We start from the raw sequence: 22516 nt of genomic DNA on the forward strand, positions 1-22516 counted from the left end.
ATGAGTAACATTACTATCTTTGTTGTGCTACCGTTTCTATCGTGTTTAGTTAACGGACTTCTATTGGATGAGTAAAATGCGTACCCTTTCTCTATAATCTGCAGAGAAAAGTAAGCCAAAACATCCCTCTGCTTTTCGTGTACAGGTGAGAATAAGCCTTCTGCCTACCAACAGCGTCCCTGACTTCCCACGGAATAGGGTTAACCCCTTAAGCAACATGCACTTTACGCTACAGCGCGATTGTCCTCATTGCGGAACGGCTCCCGGGCAACTAGACAGAATCAGACGGCCAATAGTACTTAGATTAATCCCCTTTTTAACGCGGGCTTATCGGTGTCATCATTGTCAAAAGAAATTCGTTCAATTGGGCGGTAAAGAAGTAAAATAAATGGCAACCCCATTTTCTGCAAATCTACTATTTCCTGATAGTGCCTGATGAATTCGCCATTTATTAGTAAACCAAAAAGCTGTTCGGGACTGTATTTGTATTTCTTAAGATTCCTGTATTTTCTCTTAGCTGAACCTCACCCGTCGGGTTACAAATTTTTTTCGCAATGCCAATCCAAATAAATGGCCTTTAAGAGAGTATCCTTCTTTTTTGTCAACTACACTGTTGATTTTACACTGGAAGCCATATACAAACTGGCTTCTGTTGCCGTCATCCCAGCATCACTCGTTGACCGTAAAGAGCTATAGTGAAAAACCAGAGAAAGCAATTCGAGCCCGTTGTAAGCCAGGAGCGAAATGAACAGATAGACTTTTTTAGAGGGTTTTTACTGGTATTGATGACAATCAATCATTTTATATCGGGAAATAATTTTCTCATTCGTATAACCAGAGAAGCTATTGGTTGGGTAGAAGGAGCCGCTGGGTTTGTGTTTTTATCGGGGTTCACCGTAGGTCTGATCTATACTAATAAATATTTAAAGAAAGGCGAATACTATATTCGTAGAACTGCCTTTAATAGATCCTGGCTTATCTACAAATTCCATATCAGTGCCTTCATTCTTAGCTTACTGGCTGTTTTATCATTAGAGGTAATTAAAAACCATTGGGGTCTCTACTATTCTACAATGCTGGAACATCCTTTTGTAGCTTCAATATTAGCTACGGGCTTTCTTTACCAACCCAAGAATCTGGATATTCTGCCCATGTATGCCCTGTTTTTACTCCCTGTCCCCTGGATTATTACCTATCTACATAAAAATATCAAGGGACATTTTTTGGTTTTAGGGATTTCATTTCTGGTATATTTAATCGGTACATTTCAACAAATTCAGCTCAATTATACTTGGTTAAGCTGGGGTCGGTGGATTGATACAGGGGCGTTCGATATTCTTAGCTGGCAATTTTTATTTGTCATGGGCCTTTTTCTGGGCTATAAGTCTTTCAAGCATGAGTTAGCTTTTATTTTCGATCGCCCTCCGGTACTTTATAGTGCACTCATTTTGGCAGGTTGCTTATGTATTTTACGAAACGCAATCTCACTTCATCTTATTGAATCTACTGATTTTGACATACATTTTTGGGCAGATAAAAAATATCTCCGTCCCCTAAGAGGCATTAATATTGCCGTTATTTTTATCCTTATTCGCTATTTGATGGTGAAATTTAAAGATTGGTTTCGCTATAAACCGCTTATTTACCTTGGAAAAAATTCCATAGAAGTTTTTTTCTTTCACCTCCTTTTGGTCTTGTTCTTGTCTCCCTTTAATTCCTGCCTAAATCACCTTAGCTCATTCCATTTGTTTAAGCAGTATTATTTTTTCCCATTAGAGACATTATTGACATTTGCAGTCGTAGCTGCCCTCTTTCTGGCCCCTATTCTGTGGAGTAAATCTTCACTTTACTATCAGGACGTAAAATCTTTTTTTTATAAACCAGTAAATTAATTTTTGCAATTTTCACATACCATTTCTTCCCGTAAATAATGAACATCAATAGCCTTTAAGTTCTCTTTATATGCTGATTTGTTGACTGAAGAGCGAAAAGGTAAGGATGCTGATGCTAGTGGCTAATTTTAAGCTTGCTCTTCATGAGGGTGTACCGACCTTGCTTCACTCTACTAGTATTCCAGATAGTAAAGTCAGGACCATATCCTAAAAAGACTACATAGTTTTATCTATTATTCCTTATTCAAAGTTATTCTGTTAGGTAGCTTAATTAACTACGCTCAGAAAACTCAAGGTTATGAAAAAGGCAATATTAATGGGGACAATGCTATTCGTAGCCGTCTTCAGTGCACAGGCGCAAACAACACCCACTAGTAAAGGTGGTATGGCTAAAGGAACCAATGGCTCAACCGTAGGAGCAGCAACGACTAGCGGTTCAGGCTCAATGGGGAGCGGTCGTGGAAAATCCGGTGGCCGCTCCACTATGGGGTCTAACTCGGCAAATGGCAGTTCTACAACAGATGGCTCTATGAGTGGTAGTGCCACTAATGACGGAGCCAGCGGTCAGAGTGGTAGTCCTGTCACTACCCAATCAGGGACAGTAAGTAAAGTGTCATTCAAAAGTAAGGGGCGAAGCAGCCGAAAAATGAAAAGTACGGGGGGTAATCAGAACACTAATTCGTCTTCAACTAGCGCAACTCCTCCCCGTCCATAAATAACTTTTCTTAATGGTATCTGGTGGGAGTGAAGTGTCCGAAATGTGTTTACTAGCTACCTTATCCTGTCAAGTACAAGTATATTTGGTGTAGTGTACAAGTGTATAAAAAAGTCGGCTTTTGAATGTAGCCGACTTTTTTATGGGCCACTGGTCAGGTTGGGGTCAGTGGCTTAATAAGCGTCCAGCCACTTTTGGCGTTTACGTTCATTAAGCGGCAGCCGGACCTAATCCTGTGGATTGTCAACTTCTGATTAAAGGATAGTACACGTAGATATGACCGGAATATCGCAGCTACTTATAAAAAAAAACAGACCAACATTGCTAGCCTGCTTTCCGGTTCTATCCACACCATATGGCCTACTAAAGAATCAGTTAAGCCATATAATAGATAACGACTTCTGCTTAATAATGTTTATTTCTCTACTGCTGGAGTGCGTTCCCACAGGCTTGGATCCAACACTAGTTAGGCAGCGGAATGACGTGATGAACCAATATCATCAGGGTAGTACAAAAAAACAGACCACTTACAATAGTGTAGAGGGCAGCGGCTTCATATGAACGGTTTATATAAACGTTGTTGCTGCTTAAAAAGCTGTAACTAAATTTACCCTAAAATTAGAGAATAGAACACGTTGAATGAGGCCATTCCTGTGTTATTTAGAGAATCGTCAATCTCCGGGCCAGTTGTGTTTAGCTAACTAAGTCCGCTATTTATTTGTACGCATGAACTACCTTTTACGCCTGCTATTTGTCTTAGTGATCTACCTCTTTATTGGTCAGACTACCCTCAAAGCACAAACTCAGAAGCTGACCTATCGAGAGAGTCAGCAGGATTTTCCTAACCCCGAACGGGGATTTTACATTCCAATAGCCACTTCTTCGGCCAAATTTGTTCCTCTTAATGCCGCTACTCTGGCTACCTTCCGAACGCAACCCCAGCGCATGACGAAGGCGACCTATTCCATTTTCTGTTCATTGGTGTATCGGAGTTATCGGCTGGAAACCTTTAAGGCCACTCCATTAAGTGAGAGCTTTCTGGAAAATGTCAGGGCTGATTTTGCCATTGCCCGCTCAGCGGGGATCAAACTCATTCTCCGCTTTGCCTACACCGACCAAACCACAACGGGTAACTGCCCAGATCAATACAAGATATGTCCACCTTATGGTGATGCTCCCAAGGCCATTGTATTAAATCATATTAGCCAACTGATGCCTTTACTTCAGGAGAATGCTGATGTAATCGCCGTTCTGCAGATGGGTTTTATTGGGATTTGGGGAGAAAACTACTTTACAGATTATTTTGGGGATGCCTCTACTAATAGCTTGGGCGTGGTTCCTGATAGTAGCTGGCAGGATCGCAACCAAGTGCTGGCGGCCCTGTTGAAAGCCCTACCCACCGACCGGATGGTGCAAGTACGTACTCCGCAGATTAAGCAACGATTTATCTACGGACCCAAGGCCCCGGTCACATCAGCGGCTATGGCTCAGACAGATGGCTTAAGTCGCTTACCCATCGCGCGGCTGGGTTTCCATAACGACTGCTTTTTGGCTAGTGCAGATGACTACGGTACCTTTTATGATGTGGGTAATTCCTCGGCAAAACGAGGCCCCGCCACCGAACCACTACGCCGATACATGGCGCAGGATAGCCGGTATACAGCCGTGGGTGGCGAGACCTGCGATGATGCCTTTAGCCCTCAAAATGACTGCGCTCCGCTGGGTCGCGCCGAGCAGGAGATGGCCCTGATGCATTATAGTTATCTCAACGCCAGTTATAATAACGAGGTAAATAATGATTGGCAAACCAACGGTTGTCTTGCCAGTATCCGTCGTCGTCTTGGGTACCGATTCGTACTACGCAAAGCCGAGTTACCTAAAACGGTCGGAGTTGGGCAGCCGTTGAGCTTTGGGCTGAGCATCGATAATGTGGGCTATGCTGCCCCCTATAACCCACGTCCCCTTCAGCTTATTCTACGGAATACCACTACGGGAGCCATTCATGCCTTTGTATTACCAGCCGATGTTCGTCGATGGTTGCCCGGACACCATCGAATCCGGCATTCAATTAACCTTCCCAATAATTTAAAGAGGGGTCGCTATGAGGTACTTCTTAATTTACCCGATGGGTATTCCTCCCTGGAAAAAAATCCTGCTTATAGCGTACAGCTGGCTAATGAGGGTGTTTGGGAAAATCATACTGGGTTCAATCAACTAAACTATGTTCTCACCGTTCGTTAATACACGGAGCTACTTGTAGTTGAACAGGATGTATTTAGCCTACTATCTTTATGGTTGGTCCGGTTCCATAGGCCATCACAATGTCCGATCTTTAATTGGTAGGAGGGGTCAGTGAAAGGGTAAAAGCCACTAGTAAAGACTAGTTAAGAATAGATTTATCCCATTGCGGGGAATATAAACACGTAGTAAGGCGCTCGGTTCGTAATGGGATTAGTGTAATTTGCTGCCATGAGAAATTTTGTCAATTGTCTTTTATTGACTGTCATTTTATTGCCTCTGCTTGGTTGTGGCAGTGCCCCGTTGGACAAAAAATATCACAGTAAAACTATGTGGTACGATATACGGGTGGGGTCAAGCGCAAAAAATGATTCTATCAACCACTTCCTTTGTGGGCTGGCTGTAACTGATAACGCCAGTCACGGGGTGAAGAATGAGGATTTTACCTATCAGGAATTGATTGATCAGGGGTATGGCCTGTTAGGTAAAACGTACCCAAACAGTTACGTTGATAGCTTACGGGAGGTGCATAGTAAGCGGTAAATGGTATGGCAGGAAAGAATTTGATCTATCTGTAAAAGAACCTGGCATACACCATTCAATGAGTAGCCAAAGGGTCACTTAAAGTTAATTGGTTAATGTGTAAACGCAGACAACCGGAACGTACTACGTTCCGGTTGTCTTGGTTTCAGTACAGAAGTTCGTGTTTTAGCTAAAAAAATTACCAGGTACCCACCGCCACGCTTACCGGTTTGGTGGCAACATGGGTAGTTGGAGAATCAATAGCGAGCCGACTCAAGCCTTTATAGATCACCTTAACGGCTTCTTCAATTCGTTGCCAGCCCGCTTCGCTGCGCAGGTCAAGGCCAATCACAGACCGGTTGTTTTGAGCCTGTATAGTTAGATAAGATAAGGCTCCCAGCAGCACGGCTGAAGTTGCCTGATGATCACCCCCCCCTTCAATAAAAGACAGCTGATTGACCATAGTGGTTAATTCAGCGTCCTGGGCTTTACTAACCACATCGGCTAACGAATTATTCTCCATAACTGTGGCCTTAAGTACCTCACGAGCAGCTCGTGAGACGCGGAATCTGCGAAAGAGTTGCAGGGTCTGACTCGACCAAAGGGGGGCAAGATCTCCAGGCTTAGCTGGCTGCATCTGTTCCAGCCAGGCTGGCGTAAAATGGGGGACGAAACGACCCATCCCAACATAATATTCGAACAAACCCTCTAATCCTCCGAAATACCGGTAAATAAGCACTTTACTCACAGCCGCTCTTTCCGCGATTAGATTGACCGTAACGCCCACTAATCCATCTTCATCTAATATCTGCTCCAGGGCATCAATAATTCGCTGAGTGGTGACCGTTCGGTTACGTTTATTTTTCTCCATGATTAGTTTTCAATACGTTGATGCTGCTATACAAAGTGTATATACCTTATATACTATGTTAACTCATATGAAGCCATCTTGTTCGATTGTTTTTCGGGAAATAGCCAAAATAGCTGAGCCAAGAAAGCGTATAGCAGTCTTATATCTGTTTTGAGTCCCTAATTCACCCTGTAAAACTGAGTACTGAAGCGATTGAACATAGTAAGTAAGGTTAGTTTATTCAAATTTGATAACTATGGCTCAACTAAGTTGGAATTGTGACGCCTTAATTACTGGTTATGTCGTCACTAAGTTACTTACTATAATGCCTGAGCAGGCATGGATTTTTCTTTAGCTAAATTGGCCAGCACCTGCCTGGCAAATGCAACTTTATCCGATTTACGGAACTGTTGCTGAGCCAGTTTACCGGAGGGGGCTTTAAAATCCTGGCTGACCTGCTGGCACATTTCCCATAGTTTGGGATTCATTTTGATTTTGTATTGGTGGATTGGGGTATCCTCACTAAACCAGAGAATGATGACATTCTTTACTGTTAACTTCATTATGGCACTCATACGCGGCAAAGAATTAAAAAAATCTAAATGAGTAAACAGTAGCTTATGGCATTATGTTATGATTAAATTGACTAAAATTTGGCTCCTACACGTAAATAGATAAATCAATGGAAACTCAGCAGACACAAGAAAGGGTCCATTTCGACTCGGATATGACAATGACATCGCTTACAGAACGGCACCTGAGCGAGTGGCTTCACTTATTGGATACGTTGCGAGATGAACACGCTCCCACCGATCAGTTGGCTTACTGTCGGTATCAGGTTACACGTCTCCAGCGGGACCTTTACCAGCTTCGGAATAATTAGGTTATCGTCCGAATGCCAGCAAGGGGTACGTTTAACTAATTTTGTAGGTTAAGAAACTTAAAGAATTTGATAGTCAGAATCAGAGCAGCACGAATAAATACGAACACTGATTTGGCCGCAGATGAATAGCAGGTAATAGAGTAGTGCTAATCAGGTGCCCAGCGAGTTGTTAGGCCGTCGACTTACCAACTCACTGTATAATCACTGATGTAATGGACGTGGAAAGCGTTGTGAACACCTTGTAAATGCGATTAACAAAACAGACGGAGAGTCCTGTTTGTTGGCCTTATCAATCAATGGACTAGTAACGTTGCCACGCAGTGTAAGTATACCTTGGGCATCCCAACACATGATTTAAGCATTCAGGTTATAATAGTGGGTATCTTTCTGAAAAAAGCAGCTATTACCTGCCGACCTATTCTTAGGATTTTTCAGCTCTAGCCATGTTTACCGATTCCCATTTACTCCTTCAGAGCATAAGTGAGGCCATTTTTATGCTGGACAAGGGCGGCTATATCACTTATGCCAATCCGGCAGCAACTGTGATCACCGGGTATTCTGCCACTGAATTATTGACGAAGCATTTATCCCTGCTTTATACTCATCAGGATGACATGATTAAAGCAGACTATGAATTAGGTCTGGCTTTTAAAAATGGAAGATTTAGTGCTCAAGTCTTGAAAACAAAAAAAGATGCGACCACATTTTGGGCAGACATGATTGTGTCTCCTGTGTATGATCAACAAAACACATGGACGGGCTATAGCTGCATTCTTCATGATATTTCTAAAAAAAAGAAACATGAACTGGAGCTCCGTAAGAATGAAGAAAATTACCGGTTAATGGTGGAGGGTATAAAAGACTACTCCATTTTTTTGTTAGATACCACAGGACATATTTTAACCTGGAATGACGGGGCCAAACGCCTTGTAGGGTATTTTTCCGATGAAATCATTGGTAAACATTTTTCCATCTTTTATACTGCGCAGGACCTTCAAAATAAGAAGCCTGAACAAGAATTAGCGATTGCCATTGAAACAGGAAGATACGAAGAAGAAGGGTGGAGGGTAAAAAAGAATGGCTCTGCTTTCTGGGCTACTATTGTCCTGACTCCTTTGTATAACAAGCGAAATAGACTTATTGGGTTTTCGAAAATTACTCGTGACCTGACCGAACGCAAACAAAGTGAAGACACTCTTCACGAGAGTGAAGAACGGTATCGGTCATTGGTCGAGCAGGTAAGCGACTACGGAATCTTTATGCTTGATGAAAATGGAAAGATAATTAGTTGGAACAAAGGGGCTAAGCGAATTAAAGGCTATACTGAAGAAGAAATTATAGGAAAGAACTTTGCTATTTTTTACTCCGAAGAAGATAATCTTAATGGTAAGCCCCCGTATGAACTAAAAATAGCCAGAGCGGAAGGTAAATATGAAGAAGAAGGATGGCGAGTGCGAAAAGATGGAAGCCAGTTTTGGGCTAATGTGGTTATTACGGCGGTTTACAATACCAACGGAACACTCATTGGTTTCTCGAAGGTTACCCGCGATTTGACCGAAAGGAAACTAGGAGAAAAATCATTAAAAGAAAGTCACGAACGCTACCGCCTGCTGGCCGATCAACTGACCACTATGAACGAAGCGCTCTCTTATACCAATCAGGAGTTGCAGCGGTCGAATGAGAGCCTGCAACAATTCGCCTATATAGCCTCTCATGACTTGCAGGAGCCCCTGCGTAAAGTTCAATCTTTTGGCGATATTCTCAAGTCCCAGTATGGGGTTCAGTTGGGCGAAGGTATTGACTACCTGGAGCGAATGCAGTCGGCTGCCAACCGTATGTCGGTCTTAATACGGGATTTGCTTCTCTACGCTCGTATCACGACGCGGCCAAAGGCTCTCTCTCAGGTTTCCCTATCCGAAGTTGTTGAATCGGTGATGAGTGATCTGGAGGTACTCATTGCCGAGACGGGTGCTCAGGTAGCCATTGATCCACTGCCGATGGTGAGGGGCGATAAGTCACAACTGGGTCAGCTGGTTCAAAATCTGCTTAGCAATGCGCTTAAGTTCCGAAGGCAGGGAGTAATACCAGTTATCTGTATTCGTGCCAAATGGGTATCGGCGGCTGATCTGCCGCCCTCCATTAAGCCTGCTCATAAGGCAGACACTTTCCTATGCATGGAGGTTGTTGACAATGGAATCGGCTTCGAGGAAAAATATCTGGATCGGATGTTCCAAATTTTTCAGCGACTTCATGGTAAGAATCAGTATGGCGGCACGGGCATTGGTCTGGCCATATGCGAAAAAATAGTGCTTGATTATGGGGGAGCTATGACTGCGTATAGTCAACCTGGTCAGGGAGCCACGTTCTGCGTATACTTACCCGGTAGTGTTAATAATGGCTAAAATCGTTGACGTAATCTTACTAACACGGCACTAAACAGCCTATATCGACAAACTGACCATTCATCATTAATGACTTTAGAAAGTGGGCGCTTAGGTTAACCTTTAAACAACCTAATCGAAAAAACTATGCCCTCTTTTACTCAGGCTGACATTGATCTACTTCGTCTTGATTTGTCTATCAAAGCGAAAAATGGTCTCAATTTCATCCTCTCTGCTACGCTCGTCTGGCTCCTGATTACCTACGTTTGGATGCTTCCTTATGGAGTAGCCACTAAGGGTACCCTAACCTTTTATGTCGGGGGAATCATGCTACCTCTGGCGTGGCTCATCTCCAAACTCATACGAACTAGCTGGAACATACCCGGTAATCCACTTCAGCCCTTGGGCCTTTGGTTGAATGTTGCCCAACTAGCCTACTTTCCCATTTTGCTAGTCGTTTATCTGAAACATACCGAGCACTTTATTATGGTCTATGTTATCATTACAGGGGCTCATTTTTTACCGTATGCCTGGTTTTATAATACCAAATCATTTGTGGTCATGTCCGTTTTAATCAGTATTGGAGCGATGTGGCTAGGGCTTATACTTCCAGTACAAGAACTGTATTTGATTCCTCTTTTTATGAGCGTTTCACTTTTTATACTGGCTATTTGGTTGGTGATTGATTACCAGATCAAAAAAAAGTCATTCAGCCCTGATCTAAACCGGCAACTGACTTCTTAATTGACCTTTCAGGTCCGTACGATAGCAAATCGGCTGTTTGTGGCCGGTTAACGGGCAGTAATGGCCCCCGATGTAAAAATATACAGGCTCACAGGTAGCCGGTTGTTCCCGGTTTAAGTTATCTACTAATTCAAGTTTTAATCTACACCAAGATGGCTCAACTATCACCCTTTTATTGCCTTCAACAATTAGTCTATCACACCACCGACAACTGCCTTCAAGCGCAGGGAATCTCACCACTTAACCAACACGTCGGCAGGGGCGGCAAAGTTGAATGTCTAGAGTGCCGTCATCGAACCAAAAGTCAGCTTAAAGCGAGCCGTAAACATGCTAGTGTGCAACAAGTTTTTTCTTAAAATAGTCTATTTACTCAGGGCTGTACAAGTGAGTACAGGCCCGAGGCCACTGAGTGACTTATGTTGCTAACACCTGCGGTTTGCCTACAACAGGATTCTCTATTAGTCTTATACATCCCTGCCGGGACACGGCCTGCAGGGGGATACGTTCATTCTGGAAAAGCTTTTTTCTGACCGTTAAAAGGTACATTTTAGTGTATCTCCCTCTTATTCGGTCACCATTTTAGTAAAAAGGCTATTTCTTCTCCAAATAAGATATTAGACAGAATTACTAAATTTAGTTTACGGAATTAATTATAAGATAACTATTCGTTTTTATAGATATTATAATTGTAAATTTACGCTCTACTTTAATAGTATACGACTCAATAAGTTAGTTGTTGTAAAAGTTGATTTAAATCTCATCAATCTTCTAATGGCTTTTTCTTTCACCTTGCCGAGCGAGGTGTAAAGTAGTCTCCTAAGACTAACAGCTTTCGGCCTACTCGCGATTGTTACTCAACAAGAATAGTATCAGCTAATTTAAGATTCTACTTTGTCTTTTGTCTGCGTTGTAGCCTTTGCCAAACAAAGGTCGCTTAAGCGGCCATAAAAGCTTACCACTTTATCGCGTTTACTACACCTGGAACTGGAACTGGGTCATTAACAGTGGCACACCGTTTCGGGAAAACGTAGTCGAATAAGTAACGATCAATGGGTGTGAAGGGAGAATAGTCAGGTTATGCGAAAGAGACTATCCAATCAGATTTGGGGGATAATAGGTTGGTTCCTTCGGACTAGTTGAGACTAACCTCTACTTCGGGCTCACTCTATGGGCAATACCGTTCCAACCGTATCCCAACTTCATGGACAGCGATTGTCTTTTGTGGTATGTGTGGTCAATTGAGCATCGTACAAGCCTGACAAGCATTTACTTACTATACGATAGGGTTCGGCTAGACTAGTCAAACATGAAGAAAAATTTGCAGGTTTGGTTTAATACGTCTTTATCAGGAGTTGCCTTCGTAGAGCCAATTTTTTCCCCTCAAGGAATAATTACCGTTTTTCGCTATAAACAGGTCAATACTGCTTTTGCTAAAATGCTTGGGCGAACTCAGGACGAATTGATTGGACAACCCATTCGTGGGTTTTTCCCGTCGGTACCGGAAACCGAGTTGGTTCACCAATTACTGACCGTCAGTCAGACGGGAGAGCCACAACAACTGCACCAGCACGATCGAGGTTTATGGCTTACGATTACGTTAACCCGAGCAGAGGGTCAAATAATAGTCAATGTTCAGGATGTAAGTGAGCAGAAAGAAACGGAACAGAAATTACGTCGCCGGTTAGCGATGGAATCCATCATTTCGAGTGTGGCGAGCCGGCTACTCACCCTGGATGCCAGGGAAATGGATTCGTATTGTGTCGAAGCTTTAGAACAGATCAGCACACATATTGGCGCCGACCGGGCATTGGTTTTCCTATATTCGGACGACTATCTACGGGGTAGCTGTATCCACGAATGGTATGCCCCAGATATTTCATCTCGGAAGGATGAAATTCAAAATGTGTTACTTACCCAGTATGGCTGGATACATCAGCAATTGCAACATGGGCAACTCATTCTTGTTGGAGCGGATACATTACCTCCGGAAGCCATCCGGGAGAAAGCCCACCTGGCCACATTGGTCCTTCATTCAGTGATCCTTGTTCCACTAATTCAGCAGGATAAAACGCAGGGTTTTGTTGGATTTTACACCACTAATAAATCCCAATCATGGGATCATAATGACATCTCACTACTGAAGACATTCAGTACGCTGATTGCTAACGTACTTCATCGCTTTCTGCAGGAAACCGCCCTCCGGCGGGCCAATCAGCGTCTTGAGGGGTTACACGCGATTGATCGGGCCTTATTAAGTTACCGATCAATCGATCAGTCGCCTTTATTGACCGCCATGAAGTATGTGCATTTGATGGTTCCCTGCGACCGGATAACGGTATTCCAATTCGATAAGGCGACTGGACTGGCGGTAGCTAAATGCCGGGTAGTAGAGGGAGAGTTGAATATGAATCCTGCTGTTGCCGTGTCGGCGCGGTATTTTTATGAGCAGTTTCCACCGAATCAGGGGGCAGATCAGTTTATTTACAATCCTGATCTGCCCCCTGATTCAGCGGGTATAATACCTGAACTAAACATTTACGGACAAGGCTTTCGCTCATTACTTATTGTACCCTTATATAGTCGGAATGAATGTATTGGGGCGTTTGTGCTGGGGTCGTTTAGTACATACTTCTTTACTGAGGAGCACCGGCAGATTGCCCAGGAGTTGGCTAGCTCATTAGCAATTGTATTGTATCAGCAGCAACTGAATGAACAGCTTAAAGAGTATACCGAACAACTTGAGCAACGGGTAGAAGAACGCACAAGCGAGATCAGGCAGTTGTCGACCTTACATCAGGCTATACTACGAAATGCCGGTCAGGCCATTATTTCCACAAACATTGATGGCGTCATTCAGACGGCTAATCAGGCTTGTGAAGGACTATTAGGCTATACGACAGATGAGCTTATTGGCCGGGTAGTCAGGTTGGAGCAAGAATCACCGGAAAAGCCGATCAGATTAAACTCTTACAAATCTCTCGATTTAGCCGGTCCTCCTTCAGCCTTGTTTCTCAGCTTGCTGAAAACTAAGGGTTATCTTGATTGTGAATGTTTGACCAGTAGTAAAAAAGGGCAACTGATGCCCCTTCTGTTAGCGGCCAGTGTCTTACTGGACGAAGACGAAACAGTTATTGGGTACGTGGCTATTGCCACTGATATCTCAGCACTTAAAATAGCCGAAGAAAAGCTAAAGAAAACCAACAAGGAACTAAACACATTCTTCGAAGGAGCCATTGATTTACACGCTATAATCGGCCTTGAAGGAAATATTTTGACTGTTAACCGGGCTTGTGAGCGAACGCTGGGCTACGTGAAGGAAGAGTTGACAGCGATGACCTTTTGGGAATTGATACATCCCGACGAACGGGAACCTATTCGACAACTTTTTAAGGAAGTACTTAACAACCAGCCGCTGCGTAATCAGATTAGCCAGTTCCAGAAAAAAGATGGTGCCTATGGCATCATGGAATGGAACGCCGTAAGGATTGACCAACTCATTTATGCGTCCGCCAGGGATATTACCGAACAACAAAAAGCTGAAATTCAGTTGCGAAGCCTAAATCAACGGCTTCAGTTAGCTACCAAGGCCGCTGGGCAGGGTGTATGGGAAGTTGATGTGGAAAATGACCGTCTTATCTTGGACGAGCGTGTGCGGGAAATTTATGGGTTACCATCTGGCCGGACTGATTTTAGTTTTCAGGATTTCTTGACAATAGTTCATCCGGATGATCTCTCCGCTTTTCTGGAACGCTACAATCAACACTTGTCAGGAGATACGATTTCAAATGTAACTCGTGTCGTACGGTCAGATGGAGAAGTCTGTTATATTAAAATCAGCGGTATAATAATCAGGAACGAACAAGGTAATGCTATTCGGCATGTTGGCGTGGTTTGGGATGTAACAGAACAAAATCTGTCTGAAAAATCCCTGCGGGAAAGTGAACAGCGGTTTCGGGAAATTGCCGATAATGTCGATGAGGTCTTTTGGATTCATTCGGTCGAGCCCTTCGATTTGTTGTACATTAACTCGGCTTACGAACGCATGTTTGGCATTGCCTCCCCTCACACCGATGACATGAATTCTTTTCTGGAGACTGTTTTAGTTGAAGATCAGGCGATGTTGATGACCGAATTTAACAAATACCGGCAAGGGCAGGAAGTGACGGTTCAGTTTCGCATACAGGGTACCCATACGGAAGTTCGATGGCTTCAGATTCAAACGTTCGTTATGAAAGATAGTCAGGAGGTGCCGGTACGCCACATTGGCATCGTCAATGATATTACCCTTCAAAAAGAAAAAGAACTGGTTTTGCAGCAAGCCCTGCATCGGGAGCAGGAACTGAATCAGCTCAAGTCGCAATTTGTGGCAACGGCCTCGCACGAGTTTCGCACTCCATTGGCAACGATGCAATCCAGTGTCGATTTGATCAAGCTATACATGGATTTACCCGCAGCCAGCGCCCGAGTGTCCGTTGAAAAACATTTGGTTGTGATCGAAAAAGAAATTAACCACTTTAGCGGACTCCTAACCGACATTCTAACCATTGGCACCATCGAGTCGGGAAAAGTAAGTTTTAACCCACGGCGGGTCAATATTGTCTCGATTTGCGAAGAAATTATTGCCACTCATTTCAGCCAGCAGCATAAACATCGCAGCGTTCGCCTGTTATTGGAAGGAACTCCCTGCCCGGTTTATCTTGACGATAAATTAATTAGCCATGTAATCGTTAACCTGCTAACGAATGCATTCAAGTTTTCGACAAATGCGCCCTGTTTGCGCATCATATTTGAGGATGATCACCTTCTCTTACAAATTATTGATGAGGGCATTGGCATTCCAGCCAGAGAATTATCAACGCTTTTTCAGGCTTTTTTTCGGGCCAGTAACACATCCGGCATTCCCGGTACAGGCCTGGGTTTGGTCATTGCCCGGCAATTCGTAGAACTCCACGGCGGCCATCTCACCATTGCCAGTGAAGAAGGGCAAGGAACCACGTGTACAGTTACTGTGCCGACTGACTGTGTCGATGAAGAACGGCTATTGCCGGTCACGGATTTTTTGTCAAGTCCATATATTCCAATGATTACTACCTAAAAATGGCTACTCAAATTCTCGTCGTTGAGGACGATACCCAGATCCGGGAAAATTTAAAAGAAATGCTGATGTTGCACGGCTTTGACGTGGAAACGTCGGTCAATGGTCAGGAAGGCATCAATCAGGCTTTATTGCAACCACCTGACCTGATTTTGTGTGATATCATGATGCCGGAAGTCGATGGATATCAGGTGCTGGCTGTGGTCCGAAATAATCGGTCGATTGCTAATGTGCCATTTATCTTTCTGACGGCAAAAACGGAACCAGCGGATCTGCGCCGGGGTATGGATCAGGGGGCGGATGACTACCTGATCAAACCCTTTACGTTACAGAAGTTACTGCTCGCCATCGAAAAGGGCGTTGCGAAGGGCCAATCCAAAGGCGCAATTCGACAATTACCACCACAATCTGGACTGGGGAGCGGTTCACAAGCGTAACATCACTTGGCTAGATATACCTGTATTTCATCCCTGCTGATCGCGCTCTATCGAGAATTTTATAGAACAGAAGCCGTGTCGATGAGTAAACTCATTCGGGTATGCCCACCCCTGTGGATGCGATATCTTCACCTTTTGTGCCAATGTTAGTTACTCCCCAAATAAACCAAGTATTAACCCAAGGGCACCTACCAGCGCGACAATCAGGCCAATGAAGGCGCCTGTGCCAGTTCCGGCTATCAGGAGAACTAAACCTGCAATTAACAGAACAATACCCCCAATAAGATGAACTCGGTTACCCATTGCTTTTTCCGGGTTGCTGGATACCCGTTGCTGACCGATTTTTTTGTTCATTTTCTTTAACACCAACCTTTCCATCACGTTCATTTTTCGGAGAGCGTAGTTCGCCGTCGGCTCTAGGTTTCCATGAGTTGAGGCCAGTAACTTTTTCATCCGATCCATACGCTTACTCAACGTTTTATTTAGCACCAGTTTACTGTCATTGCGGACGTAGGCGTCAAGATGGGTACTAGTTGTATTGGCCTGCATAAGCGGCTCTGTCGGTGCAGCACTAACTTGGGCTGGCGTAGGTATGTCCCCAGATTGAGTATTGAGTGTGGCAGAGAGATCAACGGATCCACGCTGAAAATAAGCAACAGGACGGCTGCAAGAGGTAAGGACAGCGATCCCTATCAGAGCCGCGCACAGGTGTTGAGTAAAGGGAGTAGTCATTAATCAGCCTTGTTTTGAGATAAGATGTTGCATTAGCTATATCACAACCAAGGCACTAAACGATTGTTCAGAGAAGATCTTCAGTGACAGATGAACCTGGTTGTTTGGCATATGAATCTATCCGTTGAGAGAAGAATCTATTTTATCAGCTTAATGCCCTCTAAACATTATCACCTGATTGATGCAGGAGACTATTTTTAGAAAAACAGCCAGGAAAGATTTCAGAGTTTTGATCTTGTTACCAGTTGTGTTTTCAAAAGTGATACGATGCTTTGCTTTCAATCCCACAACACATTCTAAAGCATTACCCGATACGGGAAATGTGACGATTACGGCTCATCGCCCAAAGTCCGAGTATGGGACCGGGAAGCAGACTATAAAATAACCAGCCTGAGACACCAACGTGAGCGACCAGCCAGGCCATCAATTGGATAGACAGCACCGTCAATAAAAAGCCAAAACAGGTAACCAGCGTTAAAATGCTTCCCCGATTGTCAACTGCGGTATGGCTGGCAACCAGCGTTGAAAACTGCGGGGAATCGCCAGCAGCGCTAGCGCCCCATACCAGTAGAAACAAACCAAACAGAAAGGGCGGTGCAGCCAGCATTACTGGCGTAAGCATAATACATAAACCGGAAGTCAGCAGTAAATACCGAGCCACACGGGGGCTACCAATCCGTAGAGCGAGATAGCCTCCACCAACACATCCAAGGGCTCCCGCAGCTATGGCCCCAAAAGCCCAGAGCGAATTCATAATGTATATGGCAGGGTGTTGCTGCTGGTAGTAACTTAGTAAGGTTGGCAAAAAAGCCCAAAATGTGTATAGCTCCCACATGTGGCCAAAATACCCGAGCATAGCGGGTCGGAAGGCCGAAGGTTTCCCCAGCGAAAGCAGCGCCTGAACGTTAAACAAATGGCCTCTGGTTAGTATGGGTTTCGTCGGCACAACGGCGGTCAGTAAAACGCCCCCACTGATGGCTAATAGACTAACGGAGAGCAGTAAGGTGCGAAATGGTACACTTGCCCCCAACCCCCGTATCAGGTAGGGAAATGCAGTGCCTAGCACTAAAGCCCCAACCAGAAATCCCATTGCCTGTCCTAGTCCGGTTTTAAACCGGTCGGCGGCAATCTTCATTCCAACAGGATAAACGCCTGCCAGAAAGAAACCGGTCATGAATCGACTGGCTAAAAGTGTTCCTGCTTGCAGTGGCAGCACTAGCCAGGCCAGATTAACCAGGGCTGCCAATACCACGGATACCAGAAAGACATGGGTTGATCGAAAGCGGTCTGGTATGGCAAAAAGAGCATACAGCAGCGTTCCAGCGATAAAACCAATTTGAACCGACGAGGTAATCCAACTAGTAAGCCCCGTAGTCTTTAACAGAGATTGCAGTTCAGGCAGGATAGCGTTACCGGCAAACCACAGAGAGGTACCGGCAAATTGAGCAAAGACAATGACCAGCAGTTGAACCTTGCTACCAGAAGAAACCAGCATCCCCAAAGGTAAACATTCTAGCCTATCCAGCGACTCCCCTATGCCTTTTCGGGCCGATGAATTTGAGTAGCACTTGCAAGAAATTCTTGGCAGGTATAATTATCACGGAGCTAAAAAGATCATCGCCTGAGCCATCCCAAAGGTGGTACTAGTCGTGTTGATATGCCCAACCTGTATTAGGGTAATTATTGCAAAAAAATCAAGTAGTTTTTTTCTTATTCTAGGTGACCGTTTGGCTAACTTCTTTGTCTAACTATGTAATACTGTTGAATAATACTGTTATTAAGTTTGCAAAGGGGCTTCGGATTCCGAAGCCCCTTTTGTTAAACAGATATAGCTTTACCTGGTGTTCTCGTAGCACAGACCTAAAAGTATAGGATTTTGAGTCCTAGGCATTTACCAACTTCATCATCGGCTCAGGATAGCGTGTTCCAGCAGCCGCTCCATGTGGAGCAATCTCGTCGATGGTGCGTAGGTCTTCCGGGGTTAGTTTCAGGTCGAGGGCACCCAGATTCTCCGCTAGGTAGGTCCGGCGTTTGGTCCCTACGATGGGTATCACGAAGTCGCCCTGCGCCAGTAACCAGGCCAGGGCTAGTTGCGATGCTTTTGCCCCCTTCTGAATGGCTAGTTCTTCGATCCGACCGACCAAAGCCAGATTTTTATCGAAATTCTCGCCCTGAAATCGAGGTGAATTTCGTCGATAATCGTCCGATTCCAGATCATCAAATTTCTTGATCTGTCCCGTCAGAAAGCCCCGTCCGAGTGGACTGTAGGCCACCAGGGTAATGCCAAGTTCTTTTAAGGTGGGAATTACGTCATCTTCAATGTCGCGGCTCCAAAGCGAATATTCCGATTGTACGGCGGCCACCGGATGCACGGCATTGGCCCGGCGAATGGTGTCGGCACCCGCTTCAGACAGGCCGATAAACCGAACTTTCCCTTCCTCAACTAATCGACTCATCTCGCCAATTGTTTCTTCGATCGGTGTATTGGGGTCAACACGATGCTGGTAATATAAATCGATGACCTCGACGCCAAGCCGCTTCAAACTGCCTTCGCACGAAGCCCGAACATACTCTGGCCGGCCATTAATGCCGCGTTTTGTTGGATCGCTGGGGTCGCGGACAATGCCAAACTTAGTAGCCAGAAAGACCTCATCGCGTCGTGTTGAGATAGCTCGTCCAACAAGTTCTTCGTTGGTGTATGGTCCGTACATATCGGCTGTATCCAGCAGATTAACCCCCGCATCCAGAGCAGCATGAATAGTAGCAATGGATTCATCATCATTGCGATTGCCGTAAAAATCGGACATGCCCATACAGCCTAGACCGAGGGCCGAAAGGTTGATGTCTGTGTTAGCTAATGTTCTGAACTTCATCCTGTTTATTGATTGACTTAGTTGATTACCCTGATTTTGGTTGAAAATACACGCAGTCTCAAAATTAAATGAATGGCTTTTGGACAACTTTAAAACGTATGTCAGGGAAATAGGTTTACAATTATTCGTTTCGCTTACTGTTGAAAACGTCTTGAATTAAGTGCAATGACCGACTGAAAAGAATTACCTGATGAGCTTGCTCATCAGGCACCATCACTTGCTGGTTAACCAACCATTCAACTCTACGCAACGTCGGCTTACGACTTTATTAGCAGCTTGCTTGTTTTTTGCCACCATGAGCAAAATAAAGTCGGCTATTGATGCCCTTTACCCCAATTTCAAGGACCATCCGGTCGCATTCGGCCTATATAGGGTTTTCCCTAAATTTCTACAAAGTTGGGTTTTCACTATTCTATAACTAGTTCTATAAGTCCTATTTTTGCTAAACAAAAGTCTATTTATTGATGAAGAAAATGAGCGATCAGTGGCGTTTTCATTAGGTCAGTTGTTAGTAGTAAGAGACATTTGCCTATTTCTTCTGAATCTATTTACAGAAAACGCTTAAATGATACGTGTATTAATAGCAGATGACCACAATGTTTTTGTCGAAGGCATTGAGTCACTTATTTCGGGAGCGCCGGATATTGAAGTCACCGAGCGATGTTATACCGTTCAATCGGTTTTGGAGCAGTTGAATCAGACGGTAGTTGATGTGATTTTACTGGATATTTCGTTTCCCCAAATTGGTGACGGCCTTGGCCTTTGTGAGCATATCACCCGTACTTATCCGAAGATAAACGTGATTGCGCTGACGATGCACGACGATGCCAGCTTGATCAAGCGGGTTGTGAAGAAAGGAGCCAAGGGATATTTATTGAAAAATACGACCAAAACGGAGTTGCTGCAGGCCATACAAACGGTTCATCATGGAAAGCAGTATTTTAATGAGACTATCACGCAGATTCTGCTCAACGACGGACCAAGGACCAAGAAGTCGACGGTAGGAGTGAGGCCAAACCTGACACCCCGCGAATCGGAAGTGCTGATACTTATTGCGCAGGGACTAACGACCCAACAGATGGCTACACAATTGTTTGTGAGCGCTAAAGCAGTTGAATTTCACCGGAGTAGCTTGCTGATGAAATTCAGTGTTCCGAATACGGCCTTACTGATTAAGACGGCTATGGAAATGCAATATATTAACTAATCCTGATCCCGTAGCTTCTGTAAATACTATTTGTCTATTGCTCATTTAGTTCTAAACAATAGCTTTCTATAGAACTTATAGAGCCAATAGAAATCTACGTTTCTCCAACTCATGACGCGCACTTTTACATTCTTTCTGCTTCGAAAAACAGGCATGGGAGCTCTACTGCTTCTAGGAATGAGTGTATGGTGTCAGCAGGAGTGGGCCGTGGCTCAGACAGCAACCATTGACAGCCTCAAGAAAGAGATAAAGATCTTGGTTCTGAACAACAAACAGAGTCAGGCGGCAAAAGCCTATGAACAGTTAGGCGGCCTTTATCATCAGTTGTATGGCTACAACAAATACACGATGGACTCCTATTTCAATAGCCTGAAATACTATAGTCTATTGGGCGATTCTGTGGGGTATTATAATGAGCACATAGTGATTGGTGATTATTACACGCACGATTATTTCATGCAGGTATATGCCGAAAAATACCTGATAAAAGCACGTCAGTTTTTCGAGCGGACACATAACATGCCCAAAGTTATTGAGTGCCGATTGGGGTTGGCAAACATTGCTCAGAAAAGAGATCCTATACCTGGAAATTTAGTAAAGGAGTTGCGCGAAACTGAACGCATGAGTGCCTTTTATAAGCAGGCGTTTTCGCAGGCGTATGCCCTGAATTTATTGGCCAATACCTATTCACGGTTTAAGAAGCCTGATTCGGCGCAGTATTTCGCCACTAGAAGTCTGGTTATTGCTAGGAGGCTTAATGTCAGTTGGTTAATTGGGCTGAATTACTTTTATCTGGGTATTGTCGAGCAATTCAGGGATCACTCAATAGCCGCTATCGAAGCGTACCAAAAAAGCTACAAACTGGCTGAATCCGAAAAAAACGTGGCTATGCTGCGAGAGTTATCCAAGCATTCTGCTGATAGCTATTCCCGCATGGGTGATTATGAGCAAGCGTATAAGTGGTCGTTAAAAACGCTTGATTTCGCCAATCAATTCTATGAGTCCGAACAGACAAAGAGTATTCGGTTGCAGGAGTTGGATAGTCAAATTAAAACGCTGGCAGTTGAAAAACAACTGGCTGAAGAACAAAGCCAGAGTCAACGCTTTTTGAACTCGATGTTGGTGGGTATTCTGATTATCAGCATCGTAGGAGTAGCCGCTCTGGTATTCCTGCGACGGCAGCAAAAACTGATTGCCCGTCAGCAGGCCGTTATTGCTCAGCAACAGATTCGGCAATTAGAATTGAAGTCGCTACGGGCCATGATTGAGGGGCAGGAAGGTGAACGGAGTCGTATTGCCCGCGATCTGCACGATGGCCTGGGTATTCAGCTATCCCGAATCAAACTGTTTGTAGAAGCGCATCAGGAGCAGTTACCCTTATCGGTAAAGGAACCGTTAAACCAGTTCCTGGATGAAGCCTGTACGGAGACACGACTAATTGCCAGCAACTTACGACCCTACGCACTGTCTACGTTTGGGCTTATTCCAGCGGTGGAAGATCTGGTGCAGAAGTTAAATCTGGTCAACCAGACGAAGTTGATTCTGGAGCATTACGGCGAAGTGCCGGCCTTGGGTGATGAAGCCTCCGTTATGATTTACAGAGTAGTGCAGGAGCTGCTAAATAATGCACTTAAACATGCTGATGCTCATAAAGTTACCGTACAGATTATGGCCAGCGACGAAACCACACTAATCAGTGTCGATGATGACGGGCGCGGAGGTGATTTTGAGAATACCGTGCCAAAAGGAAACGGCATTGCTAACATCAAGTCACGCATTTCGTACCTAGGTGGGCAGGTTATGTGGCAGAGCGAAGCCGAAAAGGGTACGTCCGTTATGATTTCTCTGCCAATGCTAAATTACTGAAAACTCCATCACTCACCGTCTAATACCTATTGTCCCCAGCTGACAGTTAGCCAGCAGAGATACTATCCTCAAGATTGTCTA

At 44.4% G+C, this 22516-nt stretch carries 16 protein-coding genes; 11 read left to right on the top strand and 5 right to left on the bottom strand.

The window, feature by feature from the left end; genetic code table 11:
* The first annotated feature begins 695 nt into the window (after window positions 1-695).
* The 4 genes from opgC (at window position 696) to ACFS25_RS14445 (ending at window position 5388) form a co-directional block, all read left to right on the top strand.
* A complete protein-coding gene (gene opgC, locus ACFS25_RS14430) occupies window positions 696-1892 on the top strand; it encodes an OpgC domain-containing protein (protein ID WP_381502057.1) in 1197 nt (398 codons plus the stop codon).
* Between the two features lie 298 nt (window positions 1893-2190).
* Window positions 2191-2607: a hypothetical protein gene (locus ACFS25_RS14435; protein ID WP_381502059.1), complete on the top strand. Its 417-nt coding sequence runs from the start codon at window positions 2191-2193 to the stop codon at window positions 2605-2607.
* Between the two features lie 726 nt (window positions 2608-3333).
* Window positions 3334-4848: a DUF4832 domain-containing protein gene (locus ACFS25_RS14440; RefSeq protein ID WP_381502061.1), complete on the top strand. Its 1515-nt coding sequence runs from the start codon at window positions 3334-3336 to the stop codon at window positions 4846-4848.
* 327 nt (window positions 4849-5175) lie between these two features.
* Window positions 5176-5388 (top strand): hypothetical protein, encoded by a 213-nt coding sequence (locus ACFS25_RS14445; protein ID WP_381502064.1) that lies wholly within the window; start codon window positions 5176-5178, stop codon window positions 5386-5388.
* 178 nt (window positions 5389-5566) lie between these two features.
* On the opposite strand, the gene ACFS25_RS14450 is transcribed toward ACFS25_RS14445, so the two are convergent.
* Both ACFS25_RS14450 and ACFS25_RS14455 read right to left on the bottom strand, forming a co-directional pair.
* Window positions 5567-6238 (bottom strand): TetR/AcrR family transcriptional regulator, encoded by a 672-nt coding sequence (locus tag ACFS25_RS14450; protein ID WP_381502067.1) that lies wholly within the window; start codon window positions 6236-6238, stop codon window positions 5567-5569.
* Window positions 6239-6537: 299 nt separating this feature from the next.
* Entirely contained in the window at window positions 6538-6705 is a 168-nt protein-coding gene (locus ACFS25_RS14455) for a hypothetical protein (RefSeq protein ID WP_381502070.1), read from the bottom strand.
* Window positions 6706-6950: 245 nt separating this feature from the next.
* Between ACFS25_RS14455 and ACFS25_RS14460 the strand changes: the two genes are divergently transcribed.
* The 5 genes from ACFS25_RS14460 to ACFS25_RS14480 all read left to right on the top strand — a co-directional run bounded on the left by ACFS25_RS14460 (window position 6951) and on the right by ACFS25_RS14480 (window position 15757).
* Window positions 6951-7100, top strand: a complete 150-nt coding sequence (locus tag ACFS25_RS14460; RefSeq protein WP_381502073.1) for a hypothetical protein — start codon at window positions 6951-6953, stop codon at window positions 7098-7100.
* A 443-nt stretch (window positions 7101-7543) separates the two neighbouring features.
* The gene (locus tag ACFS25_RS14465) at window positions 7544-9502 is read left to right on the top strand and encodes a PAS domain-containing sensor histidine kinase (RefSeq protein WP_381502075.1); all 1959 of its coding nucleotides are present in this window, start codon (window positions 7544-7546) and stop codon (window positions 9500-9502) included.
* A 126-nt stretch (window positions 9503-9628) separates the two neighbouring features.
* Window positions 9629-10225: a DUF7010 family protein gene (locus ACFS25_RS14470; RefSeq protein ID WP_381502078.1), complete on the top strand. Its 597-nt coding sequence runs from the start codon at window positions 9629-9631 to the stop codon at window positions 10223-10225.
* 1306 nt (window positions 10226-11531) lie between these two features.
* The gene (locus ACFS25_RS14475) at window positions 11532-15320 is read left to right on the top strand and encodes a PAS domain S-box protein (protein ID WP_381502081.1); all 3789 of its coding nucleotides are present in this window, start codon (window positions 11532-11534) and stop codon (window positions 15318-15320) included.
* Between the two features lie 2 nt (window positions 15321-15322).
* Window positions 15323-15757, top strand: coding sequence for a response regulator transcription factor (locus tag ACFS25_RS14480; protein WP_381502085.1), 435 nt, complete (start codon window positions 15323-15325; stop codon window positions 15755-15757).
* A gap of 150 nt (window positions 15758-15907) precedes the next feature.
* Here the strand turns inward: ACFS25_RS14480 and ACFS25_RS14485 are convergent, their stop codons facing one another.
* From ACFS25_RS14485 to ACFS25_RS14495, 3 genes are all read right to left on the bottom strand, one after another.
* On the bottom strand, window positions 15908-16489 hold the full coding sequence (locus tag ACFS25_RS14485) for a hypothetical protein (RefSeq protein ID WP_381502088.1): 582 nt from the start codon (window positions 16487-16489) through the stop codon (window positions 15908-15910).
* 304 nt (window positions 16490-16793) lie between these two features.
* On the bottom strand, window positions 16794-17984 hold the full coding sequence (locus ACFS25_RS14490) for an MFS transporter (protein WP_381502091.1): 1191 nt from the start codon (window positions 17982-17984) through the stop codon (window positions 16794-16796).
* A gap of 388 nt (window positions 17985-18372) precedes the next feature.
* A complete protein-coding gene (locus ACFS25_RS14495) occupies window positions 18373-19362 on the bottom strand; it encodes an aldo/keto reductase (protein WP_381502094.1) in 990 nt (329 codons plus the stop codon).
* A gap of 565 nt (window positions 19363-19927) precedes the next feature.
* Between ACFS25_RS14495 and ACFS25_RS14500 the strand changes: the two genes are divergently transcribed.
* Together ACFS25_RS14500 and ACFS25_RS14505 are read left to right on the top strand one after the other, a co-directional pair.
* Window positions 19928-20569: a response regulator gene (locus ACFS25_RS14500; RefSeq protein WP_381502097.1), complete on the top strand. Its 642-nt coding sequence runs from the start codon at window positions 19928-19930 to the stop codon at window positions 20567-20569.
* Window positions 20570-20680: 111 nt separating this feature from the next.
* The gene (locus ACFS25_RS14505) at window positions 20681-22435 is read left to right on the top strand and encodes a tetratricopeptide repeat-containing sensor histidine kinase (protein WP_381502099.1); all 1755 of its coding nucleotides are present in this window, start codon (window positions 20681-20683) and stop codon (window positions 22433-22435) included.
* Window positions 22436-22516 lie beyond the last annotated feature (81 nt).

The organism is Spirosoma flavum (genome assembly GCF_042686045.1).
Lineage (GTDB): Bacteria > Bacteroidota > Bacteroidia > Cytophagales > Spirosomataceae > Spirosoma > Spirosoma flavum.

Bases quoted from the DNA above. Each gene is read 5' to 3' on its own strand.
- ACFS25_RS14445 (WP_381502064.1), top strand. From the start codon at position 5,176: ATGTGGTACGATATACGGGTGGGGTCAAGCGCAAAAAATGATTCTATC.
- ACFS25_RS14435 (WP_381502059.1), top strand. From the start codon at position 2,191: ATGAAAAAGGCAATATTAATGGGGACAATGCTATTCGTAGCCGTCTTC.
- ACFS25_RS14460 (WP_381502073.1), top strand. From the start codon at position 6,951: ATGACATCGCTTACAGAACGGCACCTGAGCGAGTGGCTTCACTTATTG.
- ACFS25_RS14495 (WP_381502094.1), bottom strand. From the start codon at position 19,362: ATGAAGTTCAGAACATTAGCTAACACAGACATCAACCTTTCGGCCCTC.
- ACFS25_RS14450 (WP_381502067.1), bottom strand. From the start codon at position 6,238: ATGGAGAAAAATAAACGTAACCGAACGGTCACCACTCAGCGAATTATT.
- ACFS25_RS14500 (WP_381502097.1), top strand. From the start codon at position 19,928: ATGATACGTGTATTAATAGCAGATGACCACAATGTTTTTGTCGAAGGC.
- ACFS25_RS14490 (WP_381502091.1), bottom strand. From the start codon at position 17,984: ATGCTGGTTTCTTCTGGTAGCAAGGTTCAACTGCTGGTCATTGTCTTT.
- ACFS25_RS14485 (WP_381502088.1), bottom strand. From the start codon at position 16,489: ATGACTACTCCCTTTACTCAACACCTGTGCGCGGCTCTGATAGGGATC.
- ACFS25_RS14440 (WP_381502061.1), top strand. From the start codon at position 3,334: ATGAACTACCTTTTACGCCTGCTATTTGTCTTAGTGATCTACCTCTTT.
- ACFS25_RS14470 (WP_381502078.1), top strand. From the start codon at position 9,629: ATGCCCTCTTTTACTCAGGCTGACATTGATCTACTTCGTCTTGATTTG.
- ACFS25_RS14475 (WP_381502081.1), top strand. From the start codon at position 11,532: ATGAAGAAAAATTTGCAGGTTTGGTTTAATACGTCTTTATCAGGAGTT.
- ACFS25_RS14480 (WP_381502085.1), top strand. From the start codon at position 15,323: ATGGCTACTCAAATTCTCGTCGTTGAGGACGATACCCAGATCCGGGAA.
- ACFS25_RS14465 (WP_381502075.1), top strand. From the start codon at position 7,544: ATGTTTACCGATTCCCATTTACTCCTTCAGAGCATAAGTGAGGCCATT.
- ACFS25_RS14505 (WP_381502099.1), top strand. From the start codon at position 20,681: ATGACGCGCACTTTTACATTCTTTCTGCTTCGAAAAACAGGCATGGGA.
- ACFS25_RS14455 (WP_381502070.1), bottom strand. From the start codon at position 6,705: ATGAATCCCAAACTATGGGAAATGTGCCAGCAGGTCAGCCAGGATTTT.